Raw genomic sequence first — 16,819 nt, 5'->3', positions numbered from 1 at the left:
ACAGGCGTCACTCTTTCAGGAACGGACCCGCATCCTGCTGCTTCACGTCGGGATCGTCGAGGCCGGCGAGCTCATCGCCGCCCACCAGATCGTCGACGTCGAGGGTGGAGGGCGAGGCATCGCCGTGGCTCTCGAGCGAGAGCGCGCCGGGAGTGATGCGGATCGGCTCGGTCGGCGCCACGGGCAGCCCGAACCGGCGCTGCAGCCGCCGCATCCAGCGCGGTTGCGCGCCGAGCACGCCGGTCGCGTCGTGCGACTCGACCTCGAGACCGTAGTACTCGCCGATGCGGTCGATGAACTGCGCCCGTTCGGCCTTCGCGTAGGCACGTCGTTCGCGGGTGAACGCGACCACGGTCGACCAGCAGATCAGCAGCATCACGATGCTGAACGGCAGCGCGATGGTGATGGCGGCGGTCTGCAGCGCGGTGAGCCCGCCCGACAGCAGCAGGGAGATCGCGAGCAGCGCGGTGATCACGACGAAGAACGTGCGGATCCAGCGCTTCGGCTCGGGCTTGCCGCCGGTGGCGATCATGCCCATCACCAGTGCCCCGGAATCGGCCGAGGTGATGAAGAAGATCGCGAGCAGCAGGATGGCGCCGATGCTCACCACGGTGGCGCCGGGCACGTTCTGCAGCATCGCGAACAGCGCGCCCTGCAGGTCGACCGTTCCGTCGGGGCCGGTGAGGGAGCCGGGCTTCGCGAGCTCCATAGCCAGGGCCGAGCCCCCGAGCACCGAGAACCACAGCACGCCGATCAGCGTGGGCACCAGGATCACCCCGATCACGAACTCACGCACCGTGCGCCCCTTCGAGACGCGGGCGATGAAGATCCCCACGAACGGCGCCCACGAGATCCACCAGCCCCAGTAGAACGACGTCCAGGACGCCTGCCACTGCTCGCCGGCGGCGCCCTGGAACGCGCTGACGTTGAAGGAGAGGCCCACGAAGTTCTGGATGTAGTAGCCGAGGGACTGCACGAACTCGCGCAGCAGGAACTCCGTCGGCCCCGCCGCGAGCAGATAGATCACCAGCAGGCCGGCGAGCACGAGGTTCGCATTCGACAGCCACTTCATGCCCTTGGTCACGCCGGACAGCACCGACATCAGCACGAACACCGAGATGACCAGGATGAGCACCACCTGGGTGGTCTCGTCGGGGTTCGCGAACCCGGCGGAGTGCAGGCCGGCGCTCATCTGCAGCACGCCGAGTCCCAGCGAGGTGGCGACGCCGAACAGGGTGCCGACCAGGGCGATCACGTCGATCGCGTGCCCCCAGCCGCCCTCGACGCGCTTGCCGAGCAGCGGCTCCAGGGTCCACCGGATCGACACGGGACGTCGCCGCCGGTGGATGGCGTAGGCCAGGGCGAGTCCGATCACCACGTAGATCGACCAGGCGTGCACACCCCAGTGCAGGTAGGTCTGGCCGAGCGCGGCCTGGGCCAGCTGCTCCGGTGTGCCGGTGACGCCGGGGCGCGGATTCGTGAAGTGCGAGAGCGGTTCGCTGACCCCGTAGAAGACCAGGCCGATGCCCATTCCCGCCGCGAACAGCAGGGAGAACCAGCTCATCAGCGAGAACTCGGGCTCCTCGTCGTCGCGGCCCAGCTTGATGTCGCCGAACCTGCTGAAGCCGAGGAAGAGGCAGAACGCCACGAAGAAGGCGGCGATCAGCACGTAGTACCAGTTGAAGGCGTTGACGATCGTCGTCTGGACGGTCTTGAAGAGCGCCTCTGCGATGTGCGGCGCGAGCAGAGCGAACAGGGCGAACGCCAGGACGATCACGGCGGCGGGCCAGAAGACCCATCTCAGCACCTGTGGTTCGCGTCGCGAAGTACCCGCTTCGTTCCCTGCGGTGGTCATCGGATCCGGCTCGCTGCTGTTTCCGCTCATGCCCTCCACGGTATACAGCACATGCCCGAGGGGACAGGGGGTTGCTCTCAGCTCTGCAGGCGGCGCTCGGCGCGCAGCGTCTCCCACTCGTCGACGAGTTCCCGAGCGCGCACGCCGGGCCGGTGCTCTCAGCCCTGCAGCCGGCGCTCGGCGCGCAGCGTCTCCCACTCGTCGACGAGCTGAGGCATCCGCAGGGACATGAACCGGAAGAACTCGGCCATCTCCTCGGCGCGCAGGCGGGCCGCGTGGTCCTCGGCGTGCGCCGCGCCGATCTCGTCGATGTAGGCGGCGAGCCGGTTGTAGACGGGGGAGTTGTTCGACATCATCACGTACCAGGTGTCGGGGATGATCTCGTAACGCGCCAGGCGCTGGTCAGGACGCGAGACCTTGCGGATCACATGCAGCGTCTGCAGGTAGCGCACGGCACCCGAGACCGCGGCGGCGCTGACGCCCAGCCGGTCGCCGAGCTCGGATGCCGTGTACCCCTCGGAGGGGGCGGCGATCAGCGCCATCATGACGCGCGCGGGCATCCGCGGGAAGCCGACCGCGGTGATCGCGGCGGCCGCGCTCTCGGCGGCATCCACGCCCGCGTGCGTCACGTCCTCGCTCATGCGTTCATCCTTTCATCCGGATGCCGGTGGCCGGCCGGTCGGCGGGCGGTCGGCCATCGGCGCAGCGGTCACGCTGCGGGGCGCAGCTCGCGCCGGCGCATGAGACTGAGGGATGCCGTGGCCACGACCGCGACGATGATCACCAGCCACCACATGCCGCGCAGGTCGGTGGTCCCGTCGGAGATGATCGGCGTCACGGCGAACGGCGAGAAGCGCGTCGTCCATTCGGGCAGCCCGAACAGCGGTCCGAACAGGCCGAAGACCGTCGCCAGCATCACGAGCGCCCAGGCGATGGCGATCGTGCCGCGGGGGAGCAGCACGAACACCAGGGCCGTGAGCGCCGTGAACACGCACGCGGCGAGGCCCTGGCCGAGCCCGACGACGGTCACGACCTTCGCCAGCGCCGAGGCATCCTCGTTCCCGGCGAGGCCGGCGAATGCGGCGAGCATGGTCGCGGCGACGATGATCGCGATCGCGATCGTCGCCACGAGCAGGTAGTCCAGCAGCCAGCGCACGCGACCCACGGGCTGCGCCAGCACGATCTCGGCGGTGCCGTGCGCCTCCTCCTGTCGCGCGCGGGCGAGGATCTGCACGGCGGCGCACGCGGCCAGGATGCCCATCATCGTGAAGAACACCGAGACCACGGTCTCCTCAAGGTTGCCGGCCTTGCCGATCTTGTCGAGGATCTGCTGCACCGCGGGATTCTGGCCGGAGATCTGCCCGGCCAGGCCGGAGAGCTTCGTCGCGAGGACGCCCGTGAGCGCACCGCCTACGGCCCAGCCGATGATCGCGCCGTTCGTGAGCCGCCAGACCAGCGCATGCGGGCTGGACAGAGCGGGTCGGGCGAAGACGCGGCCGGGGCGGGCGGGGATGAAGCCCTCGCCGATGTCGCGCAGGGACTGCAGCGCCACCGATCCGACGGCGAGCACGAGTCCGAAGCCGAGCCCGAGCAGGGCGGGCCACGCATCGTCGGTGTCGAAGGGGCGGGCCTGCTCGGCCCATCCGAAGGGCGAGAGCCAGACGAGTCCCGAACTCGAGATGCGGGTGAGGTCGTCGCTCGGCGTGCCTGCGACGTTGCCGATCCCGTTGATCAGGAAGGTTCCGACCAGGATCCAGACCGTGAGGGAGTTCGCGCCGCGCGAGGTGCGCATGAGCTGCGCGGCGATGAGGCCGATGCCGAGGAACGCGATGCCCGTCGTGGCCGACACCGCACCCGTCAGCCAGGAGCCTGCGGCGGGCAGCTTCGAGCCGGCCAGTGCGAGCGCGACCAGCACGCCGAGCACGACGTTCGCGGCCACGCCGTGGACGATCGTGGCGACGGTCGGCAGCGCCCGGCCCGCGGGGGTGGCGGCGAGCAGTTCGGTGCGACCCGCCTCCTCATCGCCGCGGGTGTGGCGGACAGCGAGGAAGGTGCTCATCAGGGCGGCGAGCATGGTGAGCCAGGGGAGGATCTCGAAGGACAGGAACTGCCCCTCGGATGCCCCGGACGGAAGCCCGCGGAACATCATGATCACCGGGTTCGCCATGACGGCGGCGAGCACCTCGACGCGGTCCTTGTGCGTGGCGTACGACTGGGCGACGCCGGCGAAGCCCGAGTACGCCATCAGCACTGTCGCGAGGATCCAGAGCAGCAGCTGCAGCCAGTCACGGCGCAGTCGCTGACGGAGAAGCGAGCGGAACATCAGCGCGTCCCCTTCGCGGCCGCCCGCCGTGAGGCGCGGGTGCCGGCACCTGCATCCGAAGAGTCCTCCTCAGCGGCGCGCAGGGCGGCGAGGTCGTCGCCGTAGTGCCGCAGGAACAGCTCCTCGAGGGAGGGCGGCTCGATCCGCAGGCCGGTGACAGCGCGCTGGGCGAGCACCGGGAGCACGGAAGGGATCGCGTCGCTGTCGACGGTGAACCGCGCGCGGCCCTCTTCGACGGTGCCGTCGTGCGCCTCGGGGATGCCGGCGAGGGCGTCGGCGGATGCGGCCTCGAACGACACCTCGGTGCGCGTGAGGTGGCGCAGCTCGGAGAGCGTGCCCGACTCGACGATCTTTCCCTCACGGATGATCGACACCCGGTCGCAGAGCAGCTCCACCTCGGAGAGGATGTGGCTGGAGAGCAGCACAGTGGCGCCGGTGCGGCGCAGGCGCTGCACCTCATCGCGGAACACGACCTCCATGAGCGGGTCCAGGCCGCTGGTCGGCTCGTCGAGGATGTACAGGTCGGCCGGCACGGCGAACGCGGCGATGAGGGCGACCTTCTGGCGGTTGCCCTTCGAGTAGGCGCGCCCCTTCTTGCGCGGGTCGAACTGGAATGCGGTCATCAGGCGTTCCCGCTCGGCGCGGTACGCGGCATCCTTGGTCTTCGCCCCGCGCAGGCGGGCGAGGAAGTCGATCGCCTCCCCGCCGGAGAGGTTCGGCCAGACGCTGACGTCGCCGGGCACGTACGCGACGCGACGATGGATCTGCACGGCGTCGCCCCAGGGCTCGAGGCCGAAGACGGATGCCGTGCCGCCCGACTTGCGGGCGAGCCCCAGCAGGATGCGGATGGTGGTGGACTTTCCCGCGCCGTTCGGGCCGAGGAAGCCGTGCACCTGGCCGGCTTCCACCTCGAGGTCGAGTCCGTCGAGGGCGTGCACGCGACCGTAGGTCTTGGTCAGACCGCGCGTGCTGATGATGGTGTTCATGAGAGGCGACCGTACACCCATTTCACGAATTCGTGAATAGCGTGAAGTGCGATCCTCACGGAACCCTCACGCGGCCGTCGCCGATCGATCAGGAGACGCTGACGCCGATCGTGTGCCATCCGCTCGCGCCGTCCGGCGCAGGGGGCGCGATCGTGTCGGTCTGCACCGTGCCGTCGCCGGCGATCGCCCGGCAGCGGATGCTGTGCTCGCCGGCCTTCGCGCGCCACGGGAGCCGCCACTGCACCCAGGTGTCGTCGGAGATCGCGGTCGCGAGTTCGGCCGGCTGCCAGTCGCCGTCGTCCACCTGCACCTCGACGCCGGAGACCCCGGTGCCCGGCTGCCAGGCGACTCCGGCGATCACGGAGTCGCCAGCGGACAACGTACGCCCCTCACGGGGCACGTCGATGCGGGACTCCAGCTTGATCGGGCCCTTCTCCGACCATCCGCGGTCGGTCCAGTACGCCCTCGCCCTGTCGAACCGGGTCACCTCGAGATCGGTCACCCACTTCGTCGCGGACACGTACCCGTACAGGCCTGGCACGACCATCCGCACCGGGAAGCCGTGCTCGAGGGGGAGCGGCTGCCCGTTCATCCCGATCGCGAGCAGCGCGGCGCGCTCGTCCGTGAGCGCCTCGAGGGGCGTTCCGGCTGTGAAGCCGTCGACCGACGTGGAGAGCACCATGTCGGCATCCGCGTCGGGAGCCGCGCGCTTCAGCAGCTCGCGGATCGGATAGCCCAGCCAGACCGCGTTGCCGATCAGGTTCCCGCCGACCTCGTTCGACACGCAGGACAGGGTCGCGACGCTCTCGACCAGGGGCAAAGCGAGCAATTCGTCCCACGTGAGCGTCACCTCCTGCGCGACCATGCCGTGGATACGCAGCTTCCAGCTCGACGGGTCGACCGACGGCACCACGAGCGCCGTGTCGATGCGGTAGAAGTCCGCGTTCGGTGTGATCACCGGGGTGAGCCCGGGGACGTCGAGCGACGCGGATGCCGGGATCGCCGGCGCCGGAACCGCCGGCTTCGGCAGCTTGAGCGCCTCGCGCACCGTCGTCACGACCGTGGAGCCCGCCCGCCCCAGCCCGCCGACGACAGCCATCGCCACGCCCACGGCGGCCGTGCCGATCGTCCAGGTGAGGAACGCTCGACGTGACGGCTGCGCTTCACCTTCAGCCCCGGCATCGTCCGCACGGCGGAGCAGCATCCGCAGTGCAAAGGCCGCGACCGCGCCGGCGAGCACGGACGGAAGCCACGCCAGCATCCCGGCCTCCGGTCGGGTCAGCCCGAGGATGCCGGCGCCGATGCCGAGCGCCGCGAACGCGGTCACGCCGGAGTGCCGCCACCGCGCCTCGGCGAGTCCGGCGAGCCCCGCGACGACCAGCAGCACGACGGCGATACCGACCAGCAGGGCCGCCTTGTCGGATGTGCCGAACCACGCGATCGCGGTGTCCTTCGCCCAGGCCGGAGCGAGGTCGATCAGGGCGCCGCCGACAACCGCGAACGGGCTGGATGCCGGTGCGGCGAACGTCGCGACCAGCTCGCCCGCCCCCGCGCCGAGAACCACCGCAGCGATCCCCGCCGCGGCCGCGCGCCATCCTCGAGAGCCGCTCATGCTCTCAGGTTAAGAGCGCAGACAGCTCCCGCGGCCAGATCTCACGAATCCGTAAGATCTCGTGGCCGCCCTGTGAACACCACGAGCGCCAGTGCCACCGCGAAGGCGGCGAGCATGGTCGCCCCGAGCGTCGTCGCGGTGACCCCGAACAGCGACAGCAGAGGCGGCGCGAAAGCGCCCAGCAGCATCGAGATCGTGCCGAGCACGGCGGACGCCGACCCCGCACTGTGCCGGATGTGTCCGAGCGCGATCGCGGTCAGCGCCGGGTTGTTCAGGCCCTGCATGCTGACCGCGACGAACAGCGGCACCAGCAGCCAGGGCAGCGGCGAGTCCAGCGCGCCCGCCAGCGTCAGGGCGAGCGCGCCGGCGACGCCGATCGACAGCGACCAGCGCACGATCCGTGCACCCGGTACCCGGCGCGCCAGCCGGCGGTTGAGGTTGGCGGACACGGTGATGCCGACGGCGTTCACCGCGAAGACCACCGCGAAGCCCTGCGCGCTCAGCCCGTACTGGGTCTGCAGCACGAACGGCGACAGCTGCAGGTAGGTGAACAGCGCGATCGAGGCGACGCCGAGCGTCAGTGCCGCCACGAGGAACGGACCGTTCCGCAGCGCGGCGCCGATCCCGCGGAAGTCGTTCATCAGGCCCCCGGTCGTGCGGTGACCCGCATCCAGCGACTCCGGCACCGCGAACGCCGCCACGGCCAGCAGCAGCAGGCCGATCACCGCGAGTGCGACGAAGACACCGCGCCAGCCGGAGAACGACGCGACGACGCCGCCGACCAGCGGGGCGAGCACGGGGGCCACGCCCATCACCGCCGCGAGCGTCGAGAACGCGGCCACCGCGTCGGCGCCCGAGAACAGGTCGTGCACGACAGCCCGGGCGATGACCATGCCGGCCGCCCCGCACAGCCCCTGCACCACCCGGATGCCGATCAGCACCTCGATCGAGGGCGCGAAGGTGCACGCCACCGAGGTCACGGTGAACCCCGCGATCGCGAGGATCAGCGGCATCCGCCGGCCGTACCTGTCGCTGATCGGCCCCCACAGCAGCTGACCGAGGGCGAGCCCGATCATGCAGGCGCTCATCGTCAGCTGGCTGAGCGACTCGGATGCTGAGAACTCGGCGCCGAGCTGGGGGAGCGACGGCAGGTAGACGTCGAGGGAGATCGGCCCGAACGCGGTCAGTGCGCCGAGCGCCAGCATGAGCGAGCGCGGATGCTGCCGCACGGTCACTCCGTGTTCTTGCGCGGCAGCTGGATCGGCGTGGTCGCCGCGGACTTCTCATCGAACGACGTCGACATCGCCCTGACCACCTGCAGTGGCCGCGTCTCGTCGAGAGTGAGCAGGAACCGGGTGCGCTCGGCGCGGTGCAGCCGCCCCGACCAGAGCATCCAGGCCAGGCCGATCGCACTTGCGAAGAGACCTGCGACACCGCCCACGGTGATGGCCATCCGCGGCCCGAAGGTGTCGGCGACCCAGCCGGCGATCGGCGCGCCGATAGGTGTGGAGCCCATCACCACCGCCATGTACAGCGCCAGCACGCGGCCGCGCAGCGCGGCATCCGTCGTCGTCTGCACGTATCCGTTCGCGGTGGTGAGCATCGTGACCGTCGAGAAACCGACGAAGACCAGCACGGCGCCGTACATCCAGTACACGGGCATGGTCGCCGAGACCAGCGAGGCGGCGCCGAAGCCCGCTGCCGACAGCACGATCACCCGCACGCGGGCCCGGTCGCGTCGGGCCGCCAGCAATGCTCCCGCGAGCGAACCGATGGCGAGCACCGAGCTGAGCACGCCGTAGCCCGCGGCGCCCTCCCCGAACTCCAGTGCCATGGTCGACGCGAAGATCGGGAAGTTCATGCCGAACGCGCCGAGCAGGAAGACCATCACGAAGACGACCTTCAGATCGGGCCGGCTGAGCACGTACCGCACCCCGGCAGCCAGCCCACCGCCCTTCCGTCCGCTCTTCACCCGCGGGTTCAGCTCGCCCCTGCGGATCAGGAGGAGCGCGATCAGCATCGCCAGGAACGTCACCGCGTTCGCGATGAACACCCAGCCGGATCCGAGCGCCACGATCGCGATTCCGCCCACGGCCGGGCCGATCAGGCGGGCCATGTTGAACGACGCCGAGTTCAGGGCGACGGCGTTCGAGGTGTCCTCGACGCTGACCATGTCCGACACGAACGCCTGACGGGCGGGGGCGTCGAACGCGTTGGTCACGCCGAAGGCCGCGGCGAAGCACAGCATCAGCGGCAGGGTCAGGATGCCGGTCAGCAGCAGCACACCGACCCCGATCGCCAGCACCATCAGGGCCGTCTGGGTGGCCAGCAGGATCTTGCGCCGGTCGAACCGGTCAGCGACCCACCCGGTCAGTCCCACCAGTACGAGCGGAGGGCCGAACTGCAGGGCCATGGTCGCGCCCATGGCCGCGGCGTCGTTGTGGGTCAGCTCCGTGAGCACCACCCAGTCCTGGGCCGTCGACTGCATCCAGCCGCCGATGTTCGAGACGATCGCACCGAGGAACCACGTGCGGTAGTTGAACGAACGGAAGGAGCGGAACATCGCGGGGACCCCGCGCCCGGAGGCTCGGCGCGGCGCGACAGCGACGCGGCGAGAAGGCGTGGGGATCATGACTCGGCCAGCTTCCGCAGAACGGGGGCGGCCGCGCGCAGCACGGCGAGCTCGTCGGCGTCGAGACCGACACCGGTGATCATGTCGGCCAGGGCCTCGTCGCGGCGGCGGACCGTCGCGATGACGACCTTCTCGCCTTCGGCGGTGATCTCGACGTAGACGCGGCGGCGGTCGTCCTCGTCCGGAACCCGAACGACGAGGCCGAGCTCCTCGAGGCCGTTGACGGTCGCGCTCATCGTGGGGGCGGTGACCCGCTCGTGCTCGGCGAGGCCGGAGAGGGTGCGTCGTCCGTGTGCGCGGAGCGCGCCGAGAGCGGCGAGCTGGGCATCGCTCATCGCGTCGAAGGCGCGGACGCTGCGCAGGCGTCGGGTCAGACGGAAGAGGGCGAATCGGAGCTCGGATGCGGTGGCGGCGAAGTCCTCGGTCATTACTTAGATAGCCTAACTAAGTTTGTCGCGATGGGGAAGCATGAAAATAATGTTCACCATCTTGGGAATCAGGCCTCCGAGTGCGAAAATGCTTCTCGTGCCCCTCGCGTTCGAACTCGCCGTCCAGAACCCCGCCGGGGCGCGCATCGCCCGCGAGGCAGGAGCCGCACGCATCGAGCTCGCGCAGGCACTCGCGCTGGGCGGACTGACCCCGTCACGGGGGACCCTGCGCAGCGTGCTCGCCGCCGTCGGCGACGGCGGGCCCGAGGTGCACGTGCTCATCCGCCCGCGCGCCGGCGGATTCCAGTACAGCGCGGACGCCATCGACGTGATCGTGCACGACGTACGCGACGTGCTCGCCGCCGGCGCCCACGGCGTGGTCGTCGGATGCCAGGACGAGACAGGCGCGCTGGACCGTGAGGCGCTCGCGCGCATCGTGGACGCCGCACGCGGAGCATCCGTCACGCTGCACCGCGTGATCGATGTGACCCCCGACCCGATCGCCGCCCTGCGGACGGCGCGCGAGCTCGGCATGCGCCGCGTGCTCAGCTCCGGCGGCGCCTCGCAGGCCATCGACGGGATCGAGACGCTGCGGGCGCTGGTCGCCGAGGCCGCCGGCGGCATCGAGGTCATGGCGGGCAGCGGCATCGACGTCGACACCGTCGCCGCCATCGCCGCGACCGGGGTCGACGCCGTGCACTTCTCGGCCAAGCGCACGGTTCACGCCGACGGGGGTGTGCGGATGGGATCCGCCAGCGACGGTGTCGGCGGATACGAGGTCACCGACCGCGAGACGGCGCTCGCGATCGTCGCCGCTCTGCGCGCCGCGGAGACGTCCGCGGCCTGACACGGCGCGACCGCACGCCGCACCGCTGAGGCTACTCCGCCTGCTCGGGCGAGGCCAGCCCCTGCCCTGACGCGGCATCTCCTGAGAAGGTTTCACGACCTGGAAGGAGAGTGCCATGAACGTCAACGAGCACGAGCTGATCGCCCTCGGCGACAGCGACAAGACCCTCGCGAAGGAAGACGACATCCGCGGCCGCGACGTCAAGGACGTCGGGGGCGAGGACCTCGGAAAGGTCGACGACCTCCTCGTCGACACCGCCGAGGAGAAGGTGCGCTTCCTGGTCGTCGGATCGGGCGGGTTCCTGGGTCTCGGCGAGCAGAAGTCCTACATCCCGGTGGACGCCGTGACCGACGTCACCGAGCACGAGGTGCGCATCGATCAGAGCCGGGAAAAGCTGCGTTCCGCCCCCGCCTACGACCCCGAGCTGATCAACGACGTCGCGTACAACGAGGACGTGTTCGGCTACTACGGCCTCGCGCCGTTCTGGTCGGCCGGCTACGTCTATCCGATGTACCCGTTCCACCGCTGAGCGCTCGCGGCCCGCGGCGTCGCTGCGAAACGAGCGGATGCCGGCCGCCCGGCATCCGTAGACTCGGGGCATGTCTTCTGAGAGCAGCGTCGCCAAGAGAACAGCGGAGTTCACCGACGCCCACGGCATCGCGATCGTCTACGACGTGTACGAGGCGCAGGGCGAGGCGAGAGGAGTCGTGCAGCTGCTGCACGGCGTCGGCGAGCACGCGGGCCGGTACGAGGCGCTCATCGCCGAGCTCACGGCCGCGGGCTTCCACGTGTACGCCGACGATCACCGCGGGCACGGGCGCACCGGCATCCGGCAGTGGAACGGCCCCGCAAGGCTCGGCCACCTCGGCAAGGGCGGCATGCGGGCTACCGTCGCGGCATGCTGGCAGCTCACGCAGGTCATCCAGAGCGAGCGTCCCGGGCTCCCGATCGTGCTGCTCGGGCACTCCTGGGGGTCGTTCCTCTCGCAGATGCTGTTCAACCAGCATCCGGAGGCCTACTCGGCTGTGATCCTCTCCGGCTCCGCGTACCGCACCCCGACCGACATGAATCCGCTGCCCCTGAACAAGCAGTGGGACGGGCCGGACGCCGACGGCCTGGAGTGGCTCTCGCGCGACTCGGCCGTGTGGCAGGCCTTCCACGACGACCCCCTCACGGTCGAGACCCCGCTGCTGAAGCTCTTCGGCCCGATCGAGGCGGCGCGCATGTACGGACGGCCGAAGAAGGACCTCGGCAGGGACGTGCCGGTGCTGCTGCTCGTCGGCCGTGACGACCCGGTCGGCGGGCCGCACAGCGTGCACAAGCTCGCGGACGCGTACCGGAACCGCTCCGGCCTGAGCGACGTCACCACGCTCGTCTACGCCGACGCCCGGCACGAGATCTTCAACGAGCTGCAGCAGGATCAGGTGCGCGCCGACGTGCTCGCCTGGCTCGACAGGCACGTCCCCGCCGCGAGCACTCGGTGAGCGAGGTCCTGCACTGGCTGCTGGACGCCTTCAACGCGCAGATCCCCGTCGGATCGTCGTCGCTCCTGGTGCGCGAGGTGGTCGGGAACGTCTTCGGACTGGCATCCGCTCTCGGCGCGATGCGCCGCCGGCTGTGGGCCTGGCCCGTGGGGATCATCGGCAACGCCCTGCCCTGCTCCTGACGGTGTTCCTGGGCAGCGTGTTCGGCACCGACCACACCGCGAACCTGTTCGGCCAGGCCGGCCGGCAGGTGATGTTCATCGCCGTCTCGATCTACGGCTGGGTGCGCTGGAAGCAGGCGAGAGACGGCGAGGGGCACGCGATCGTGCCGCGCTGGGCCTCGGGGCGCACGCGCGTGCTGCTGATCGGCGCGCTGCTCGTCGGCACGGCGGGCCTGACCCCGATCTTCCGGATGCTGGGCTCGTACGAGCCGGTGTGGAGCGACGCCTGGACCTTCGTCGGGTCGCTGCTGGCGACCTGGGCGATGGCCAAGGGATGGGTCGAGTTCTGGCTGATCTGGGTCGCGGTGGATGCTGTGGGCGTGCCGCTGCTGTTCTCGGCCGGCTACTACGCGACCGCGTTCATGTACCTGTTCTACGGCGGCTTCACCATCGTCGGCTTCTTCGTGTGGATGAAGGCGTCGCGCGGTGACAAGCCCCGCATCGACACCGGCCTGCCCGACCCGACCGTCCGCGCCTGAGAGCGCGCCGTTAAGCTGGAGCGGTGCATGGTGAGTACAAGGTTCCCGGTGGCAAGCTCGTCGTCGTCGACCTCGAGGTCGAAGACGGACTGATCCGCGACTTCCGCCTCGCGGGAGACTTCTTCCTCGAGCCGGACACGGCACTGGAGGCGATCAACGCCGCCGTCGAGGGGATGCCCGTCGAAGCCGACGTCTCCACGATCGCCGCCGCGGTGCGCGGTGCGCTGCCCGACGGCGCGCAGCTGCTGGGCTTCACCCCCGAGGCGGTCGGCACGGTGGTGCGCCGCGCCCTGGTGACCGCTCCCGGCTGGCGTGACTTCGACTGGGAGATCGTGCACGAGAAGGCTGTCTCGCCTCGGATGAACCTCGCGCTCGACGAGGTGCTCACCTCGCGCGTGGGCGAGGGGCGCCGCCGTCCCACGCTGCGCATCTGGGAGTGGGACGAGTCCGCCGTGGTGATCGGCTCGTTCCAGTCGTACCGCAACGAGGTCGACCCGGAGGGCGCGGCTCGCCACGGCTTCGACGTCGTGCGCCGGATCTCCGGCGGTGGCGCGATGATGATGGCCGCGGGCCAGATCATCACCTACTCGCTCTACGTGCCGGCATCCCTCGTGCAGGGCATGACCTTCGCCGACTCCTACGCGTTCCTCGACGACTGGGTGCTGCAGGCGCTGCGCTCGGTCGGCATCGACGCGACCTACCAGCCCCTCAACGACATCGCCTCGCCCACCGGCAAGATCGGCGGCGCCGCGCAGAAGCGTCTCGCGAACGGCGGCGTGCTGCACCACGCGACCATCTCGTACGACATCGACGGCCAGACCATGACCGAGGTGCTGCGCATCGGCCGCGAGAAGCTCAGCGACAAGGGCACCACCTCCGCTGCCAAGCGCGTCGATCCGCTGCGCACCCAGACCGGCATGGAGCGCAGCGAGATCATCGAGCGCTTCAAGGAGACGTTCCGCGCGCTGACCGGCGCCGAGGACGGTGCGATCACGGCGGATGAGTATGCGGACGCCGAGGCCCTGGTCGAGTCGAAGTTCGCCACCGATGCGTGGCTGCACCGTGTTCCGTGAACGCGGCGCGCAGTGAGCGCTGACACCGAGCGCCTCGCGCGGGAAAGTGCGCCTGCCGCGGATCAGCCCTCGGATTCCGTCCGCATGAAGCGCACATCTCCGCGCGAAGCGCCCGCAATGCCCGGCTCGGTCGAGATCATCGAGGGCGACAACCTCGAGGCGGCCGGCACCCTGGCATCCGGATCCTTCTCCCTCGTCTACCTCGACCCGCCGTTCAACACCGGCCGTGCGCAGGAACGGCAGGTCGTGACGGCCCGGCGGGCGGACACAACTCCGGAGAATGCGGCCGAAACCGGCGCGGATGCCGCGGGATCGCCCGGTTCGGCCACGGATCTCCGGAGTTCTGGCGGGCGCGCGGGCGAGAGGGAGGTCAGGCACGGATTCCACGGCCTGGCCTACGAACGCGTGCGGGGAATGCTGCGCGCCTACGACGACCGCTTCGACGACTATGGCGACTTCCTCATGCCGCGGCTCGAGGAGGCCTGGCGGCTGCTCGCCGACGACGGCACGCTGTACCTGCACCTGGACTACCGCGAGGCGCACTACGCCAAGGTCATGCTGGATGCGGTGTTCGGCCGCGACGCGTTCCTGAACGAGCTGATCTGGGCCTACGACTACGGGGCCAAGTCGCGACGGCGCTGGCCCACCAAGCACGACACGATCCTGGTCTACGTCAAGACGCCCGGCGGGCACTTCTTCGACTCGGATGCCGTGGACCGTGAGCCCTACATGGCTCCGGGTCTGGTCACGGCCGAGAAGGCCGCCCGCGGCAAGCTGCCCACCGACGTCTGGTGGCACACGATCGTGCCGACCACGGGACGCGAGAAGACCGGGTACCCGACGCAGAAGCCCGAGGGCGTGCTGCGCCGCATCGTGCAGGCGTCGTCACGACCGGGCGACAGGGTGCTCGACCTGTTCGCCGGATCGGGCACGACCGGTGCGGTGGCATCCGCCCTCGGCCGCGACGCCGTGCTCGTCGACCACAACCCCGAGGCGGTGCGCGTCATGCGCGAGCGGATGCCGCACGCGACCGTGCGCGCGCTCTGAGCGCCGCCCGTCAGCCCACCTGCACGAAGATCGGGTTCGCGTAGAACCAGGTGTCCTTCCACGGGTCGCCCTCGCCGTCCCCGTGCCGCAGGGGCCCCGCAGGATCGACCGAGGCGCCGTGGTAGCCGACGCCGTTGCGGTTGCCGTCGCTGCCGCGGAAGCGCACGTAGAACGGGCGGTCGACCTTCTCGAACACGTGCGTCAGCGTGAAGGTGCCCCGGCGTCCGGTGGTGTCGAACTGCCGCACGACGCGGGTCTCCGGGGCGCGCACGGCATCCGCATCCGTCGAAGGTCCCGTGACCGGGCCCGCGATCAGGTCGACGTGCGCGAGCTCGGGGCGGATGCCGGCGGCGTTGGCGTACTCGGTGGTGGACACGGTGATCGTCACGACCACGTCCTGTCCGCGGCGCGCCGTGAGGGTGTCGCCGAGGGTGGCTGAGCGCCCTGCCGCGTTGCCCCAGCCGTTGCCCGCACCGTTGCCGCGGCCGTGGCCCTTGCCGGGCATGGTGGCCTGCGCCTGCACGTCGAGCCCGGCGAGCAGGTGGCCGTGGTCCACCCACATGCGGCCCCGGCGCATCGCATCGAGCACGCCCGCGTATGTGCGCGAGGTGACGCCGGTGTGCAGTCGGGAGAACTGTCCAGGCCAGAAGTCGCTGCCGCCCTGCGGCACCCCGGTGTCGACCGGGTCGGGGCGCTTGCCGAGCACAGCCCAGCGGTCGAACTCGTTCGGCAGGCTCGCGTAGGGCTCGCCCGCCGGGTAGTCGCCGATCCGCCAGGTGTCCTTGACCGTCAGGTGGTTGTCGGAGTTGGAGGTGATCCAGAAGGGCCGGCCCTCGGCGAGCAGGGCATCCCAGAGCCCGCCGACCGTCGCCGTCGCCCAGTCGAACCCGCCATAGGGCCGGTACGCGTCGGCGGGGTACCCGGGCCAGCTGTCCGGACGCGGGGCGTTGACGTACTCGCCGCGCTGATCGCCCGGACCCGAGTACTGGCTGATCGCGGAGCCCTGGGCGCCGGGAGCGCCCTCCATGCCGATCATGATGTGCGGGTCGGCGTCGCGCCAGGCGCGGATCTCGTGCGGGGAGTCGATGCCCAGGCGCATCGGGTGGTTGGCGAGCGCCACGGCATCCGCGATGAGGCCGGCCCGCTTCTGCGCGCCGAGCCAGGCGATCGCCTCGGCGGCCCTGCGCTGGAAGTCGGCCGCCTGTGCGGCATTCGCCGGACGCTCCCAGCCGTTGAGCTTGCCGTCCCAGGCCAGCTCGAACGCACGCAGCACACGCGCGTCGTCGGTGCCGGGCGCCACCAGCACCGAGGCGTGCTCGGCGCCGGGGATGTACCACTCCAGTCCCTGGAAGATCAGCATGCGCCGTGCGTCGCGCTCGCGCTGGATCTGCTCGCGCGCGGTCGGCAGCCCGCGCTCCGCGTGGGCGAAGTTGCTGTGCTCGGTGAACGCGAGCCAGTCGACGCCGTAGCGCTGCGCGGCGTCGAGCTGCTGCGCCATCCGGTATTTCGCGTCATGGCTGAACTGCGTGTGCACGTGGTGATCGCCGACCAGCCAGGTCAGCGGGGGAGCGGTCTGCGGACGGCCGGCGGCGGCCGAGGCCGAGGCGGTCGTGGCCTCGCCGACCACTGCCGACAGCCCTCCCGCGGCGAGGGCGATGCCCGCGGCCCGAAGCATGCCGCGGCGGGAGAATCCGAGCCGGGCCAGCTCAGCGTCGGCGTCGATCGGACGGGAGATGGGCGCGTCGTGGTCGCACATGAGGGTTCCTTCGGGGTCGGGACCCTCGGGACACTAGGCACCGTGGATGGACGAGGAGGAAACATCGGATGTCCGT

General features: G+C 70.4%; 14 protein-coding genes and 1 pseudogene. 6 read left to right on the top strand and 9 right to left on the bottom strand.

Annotated features, from left to right (window positions below):
* Window positions 1-7: 7 nt before the first annotated feature.
* From MIAR_RS15220 to MIAR_RS15185, 8 genes are all read right to left on the bottom strand, one after another.
* On the bottom strand, window positions 8-1,885 hold the full coding sequence (locus MIAR_RS15220; RefSeq protein ID WP_425561606.1) for a BCCT family transporter: 1,878 nt from the start codon (window positions 1,883-1,885) through the stop codon (window positions 8-10).
* Window positions 1,886-2,013: 128 nt separating this feature from the next.
* Window positions 2,014-2,496 carry a GbsR/MarR family transcriptional regulator gene (locus tag MIAR_RS15215; RefSeq protein ID WP_285637688.1) on the bottom strand — a complete coding sequence of 161 codons (483 nt, stop codon included), beginning with the start codon at window positions 2,494-2,496 and terminating at the stop codon, window positions 2,014-2,016.
* Between the two features lie 68 nt (window positions 2,497-2,564).
* Window positions 2,565-4,178: an ABC transporter permease gene (locus MIAR_RS15210; RefSeq protein WP_285637686.1), complete on the bottom strand. Its 1,614-nt coding sequence runs from the start codon at window positions 4,176-4,178 to the stop codon at window positions 2,565-2,567.
* The gene (locus MIAR_RS15205) at window positions 4,178-5,164 is read right to left on the bottom strand and encodes an ABC transporter ATP-binding protein (RefSeq protein ID WP_285637684.1); all 987 of its coding nucleotides are present in this window, start codon (window positions 5,162-5,164) and stop codon (window positions 4,178-4,180) included. The genes MIAR_RS15210 and MIAR_RS15205 overlap by 1 nt, the downstream gene beginning before the upstream one ends.
* An 88-nt stretch (window positions 5,165-5,252) precedes the next feature.
* Window positions 5,253-6,776, bottom strand: a complete 1,524-nt coding sequence (locus tag MIAR_RS15200) for a molybdopterin-dependent oxidoreductase (RefSeq protein WP_285637682.1) — start codon at window positions 6,774-6,776, stop codon at window positions 5,253-5,255.
* Between the two features lie 41 nt (window positions 6,777-6,817).
* Window positions 6,818-8,011: a multidrug effflux MFS transporter gene (locus tag MIAR_RS15195; RefSeq protein ID WP_285637680.1), complete on the bottom strand. Its 1,194-nt coding sequence runs from the start codon at window positions 8,009-8,011 to the stop codon at window positions 6,818-6,820.
* Complete coding sequence (locus MIAR_RS15190; protein ID WP_285637678.1) at window positions 8,008-9,339, bottom strand: MFS transporter; 1,332 nt, start codon at window positions 9,337-9,339, stop codon at window positions 8,008-8,010. The genes MIAR_RS15195 and MIAR_RS15190 overlap by 4 nt, the downstream gene beginning before the upstream one ends.
* A gap of 65 nt (window positions 9,340-9,404) precedes the next feature.
* Window positions 9,405-9,836 carry a MarR family winged helix-turn-helix transcriptional regulator gene (locus tag MIAR_RS15185; protein WP_285637676.1) on the bottom strand — a complete coding sequence of 144 codons (432 nt, stop codon included), beginning with the start codon at window positions 9,834-9,836 and terminating at the stop codon, window positions 9,405-9,407.
* A gap of 88 nt (window positions 9,837-9,924) precedes the next feature.
* Between MIAR_RS15185 and MIAR_RS15180 the strand changes: the two genes are divergently transcribed.
* The 6 genes and pseudogenes from MIAR_RS15180 to MIAR_RS15155 all read left to right on the top strand — a co-directional run bounded on the left by MIAR_RS15180 (window position 9,925) and on the right by MIAR_RS15155 (window position 14,987).
* The gene (locus tag MIAR_RS15180) at window positions 9,925-10,683 is read left to right on the top strand and encodes a copper homeostasis protein CutC (protein ID WP_285637674.1); all 759 of its coding nucleotides are present in this window, start codon (window positions 9,925-9,927) and stop codon (window positions 10,681-10,683) included.
* A gap of 115 nt (window positions 10,684-10,798) precedes the next feature.
* Window positions 10,799-11,212, top strand: coding sequence for a PRC-barrel domain-containing protein (locus MIAR_RS15175; protein ID WP_285637672.1), 414 nt, complete (start codon window positions 10,799-10,801; stop codon window positions 11,210-11,212).
* A gap of 70 nt (window positions 11,213-11,282) precedes the next feature.
* Window positions 11,283-12,167 carry an alpha/beta hydrolase gene (locus tag MIAR_RS15170; protein ID WP_285637670.1) on the top strand — a complete coding sequence of 295 codons (885 nt, stop codon included), beginning with the start codon at window positions 11,283-11,285 and terminating at the stop codon, window positions 12,165-12,167.
* Window positions 12,168-12,175: 8 nt separating this feature from the next.
* A pseudogene (gene pnuC / locus MIAR_RS15165) lies at window positions 12,176-12,867 on the top strand (nicotinamide riboside transporter PnuC).
* A 23-nt stretch (window positions 12,868-12,890) separates the two neighbouring features.
* Window positions 12,891-13,940 carry a lipoate-protein ligase LplAB gene (gene lplAB, locus MIAR_RS15160; RefSeq protein WP_285637668.1) on the top strand — a complete coding sequence of 350 codons (1,050 nt, stop codon included), beginning with the start codon at window positions 12,891-12,893 and terminating at the stop codon, window positions 13,938-13,940.
* Window positions 13,941-14,057: 117 nt separating this feature from the next.
* Window positions 14,058-14,987, top strand: coding sequence for a DNA-methyltransferase (locus MIAR_RS15155; RefSeq protein WP_285637666.1), 930 nt, complete (start codon window positions 14,058-14,060; stop codon window positions 14,985-14,987).
* Window positions 14,988-14,997: 10 nt separating this feature from the next.
* On the opposite strand, the gene MIAR_RS15150 is transcribed toward MIAR_RS15155, so the two are convergent.
* Window positions 14,998-16,743, bottom strand: a complete 1,746-nt coding sequence (locus tag MIAR_RS15150; RefSeq protein ID WP_285637662.1) for a PHP domain-containing protein — start codon at window positions 16,741-16,743, stop codon at window positions 14,998-15,000.
* Window positions 16,744-16,819 lie beyond the last annotated feature (76 nt).

The organism is Microbacterium arabinogalactanolyticum, assembly GCF_030268005.1.
Taxonomy (GTDB): domain Bacteria; phylum Actinomycetota; class Actinomycetes; order Actinomycetales; family Microbacteriaceae; genus Microbacterium; species Microbacterium arabinogalactanolyticum.
The sequence above is the reverse complement of the archived record's forward strand: the minus strand, read 5'-3'. Positions and strand labels throughout refer to the sequence as shown.

Excerpts from the sequence above, each read along its gene's own strand:
- MIAR_RS15150 (WP_285637662.1), bottom strand. The coding sequence starts at position 16,743 with ATGTGCGACCACGACGCGCCCATCTCCCGTCCGATCGACGCCGACGCT.
- MIAR_RS15180 (WP_285637674.1), top strand. The coding sequence starts at position 9,925 with ATGCTTCTCGTGCCCCTCGCGTTCGAACTCGCCGTCCAGAACCCCGCC.
- MIAR_RS15190 (WP_285637678.1), bottom strand. The coding sequence starts at position 9,339 with ATGTTCCGCTCCTTCCGTTCGTTCAACTACCGCACGTGGTTCCTCGGT.
- MIAR_RS15205 (WP_285637684.1), bottom strand. The coding sequence starts at position 5,164 with ATGAACACCATCATCAGCACGCGCGGTCTGACCAAGACCTACGGTCGC.
- MIAR_RS15220 (WP_425561606.1), bottom strand. The coding sequence starts at position 1,885 with ATGAGCGGAAACAGCAGCGAGCCGGATCCGATGACCACCGCAGGGAAC.
- MIAR_RS15170 (WP_285637670.1), top strand. The coding sequence starts at position 11,283 with ATGTCTTCTGAGAGCAGCGTCGCCAAGAGAACAGCGGAGTTCACCGAC.
- MIAR_RS15155 (WP_285637666.1), top strand. The coding sequence starts at position 14,058 with ATGCCCGGCTCGGTCGAGATCATCGAGGGCGACAACCTCGAGGCGGCC.
- MIAR_RS15185 (WP_285637676.1), bottom strand. The coding sequence starts at position 9,836 with ATGACCGAGGACTTCGCCGCCACCGCATCCGAGCTCCGATTCGCCCTC.
- MIAR_RS15175 (WP_285637672.1), top strand. The coding sequence starts at position 10,799 with ATGAACGTCAACGAGCACGAGCTGATCGCCCTCGGCGACAGCGACAAG.
- MIAR_RS15210 (WP_285637686.1), bottom strand. The coding sequence starts at position 4,178 with ATGTTCCGCTCGCTTCTCCGTCAGCGACTGCGCCGTGACTGGCTGCAG.
- MIAR_RS15215 (WP_285637688.1), bottom strand. The coding sequence starts at position 2,496 with ATGAGCGAGGACGTGACGCACGCGGGCGTGGATGCCGCCGAGAGCGCG.
- MIAR_RS15200 (WP_285637682.1), bottom strand. The coding sequence starts at position 6,776 with ATGAGCGGCTCTCGAGGATGGCGCGCGGCCGCGGCGGGGATCGCTGCG.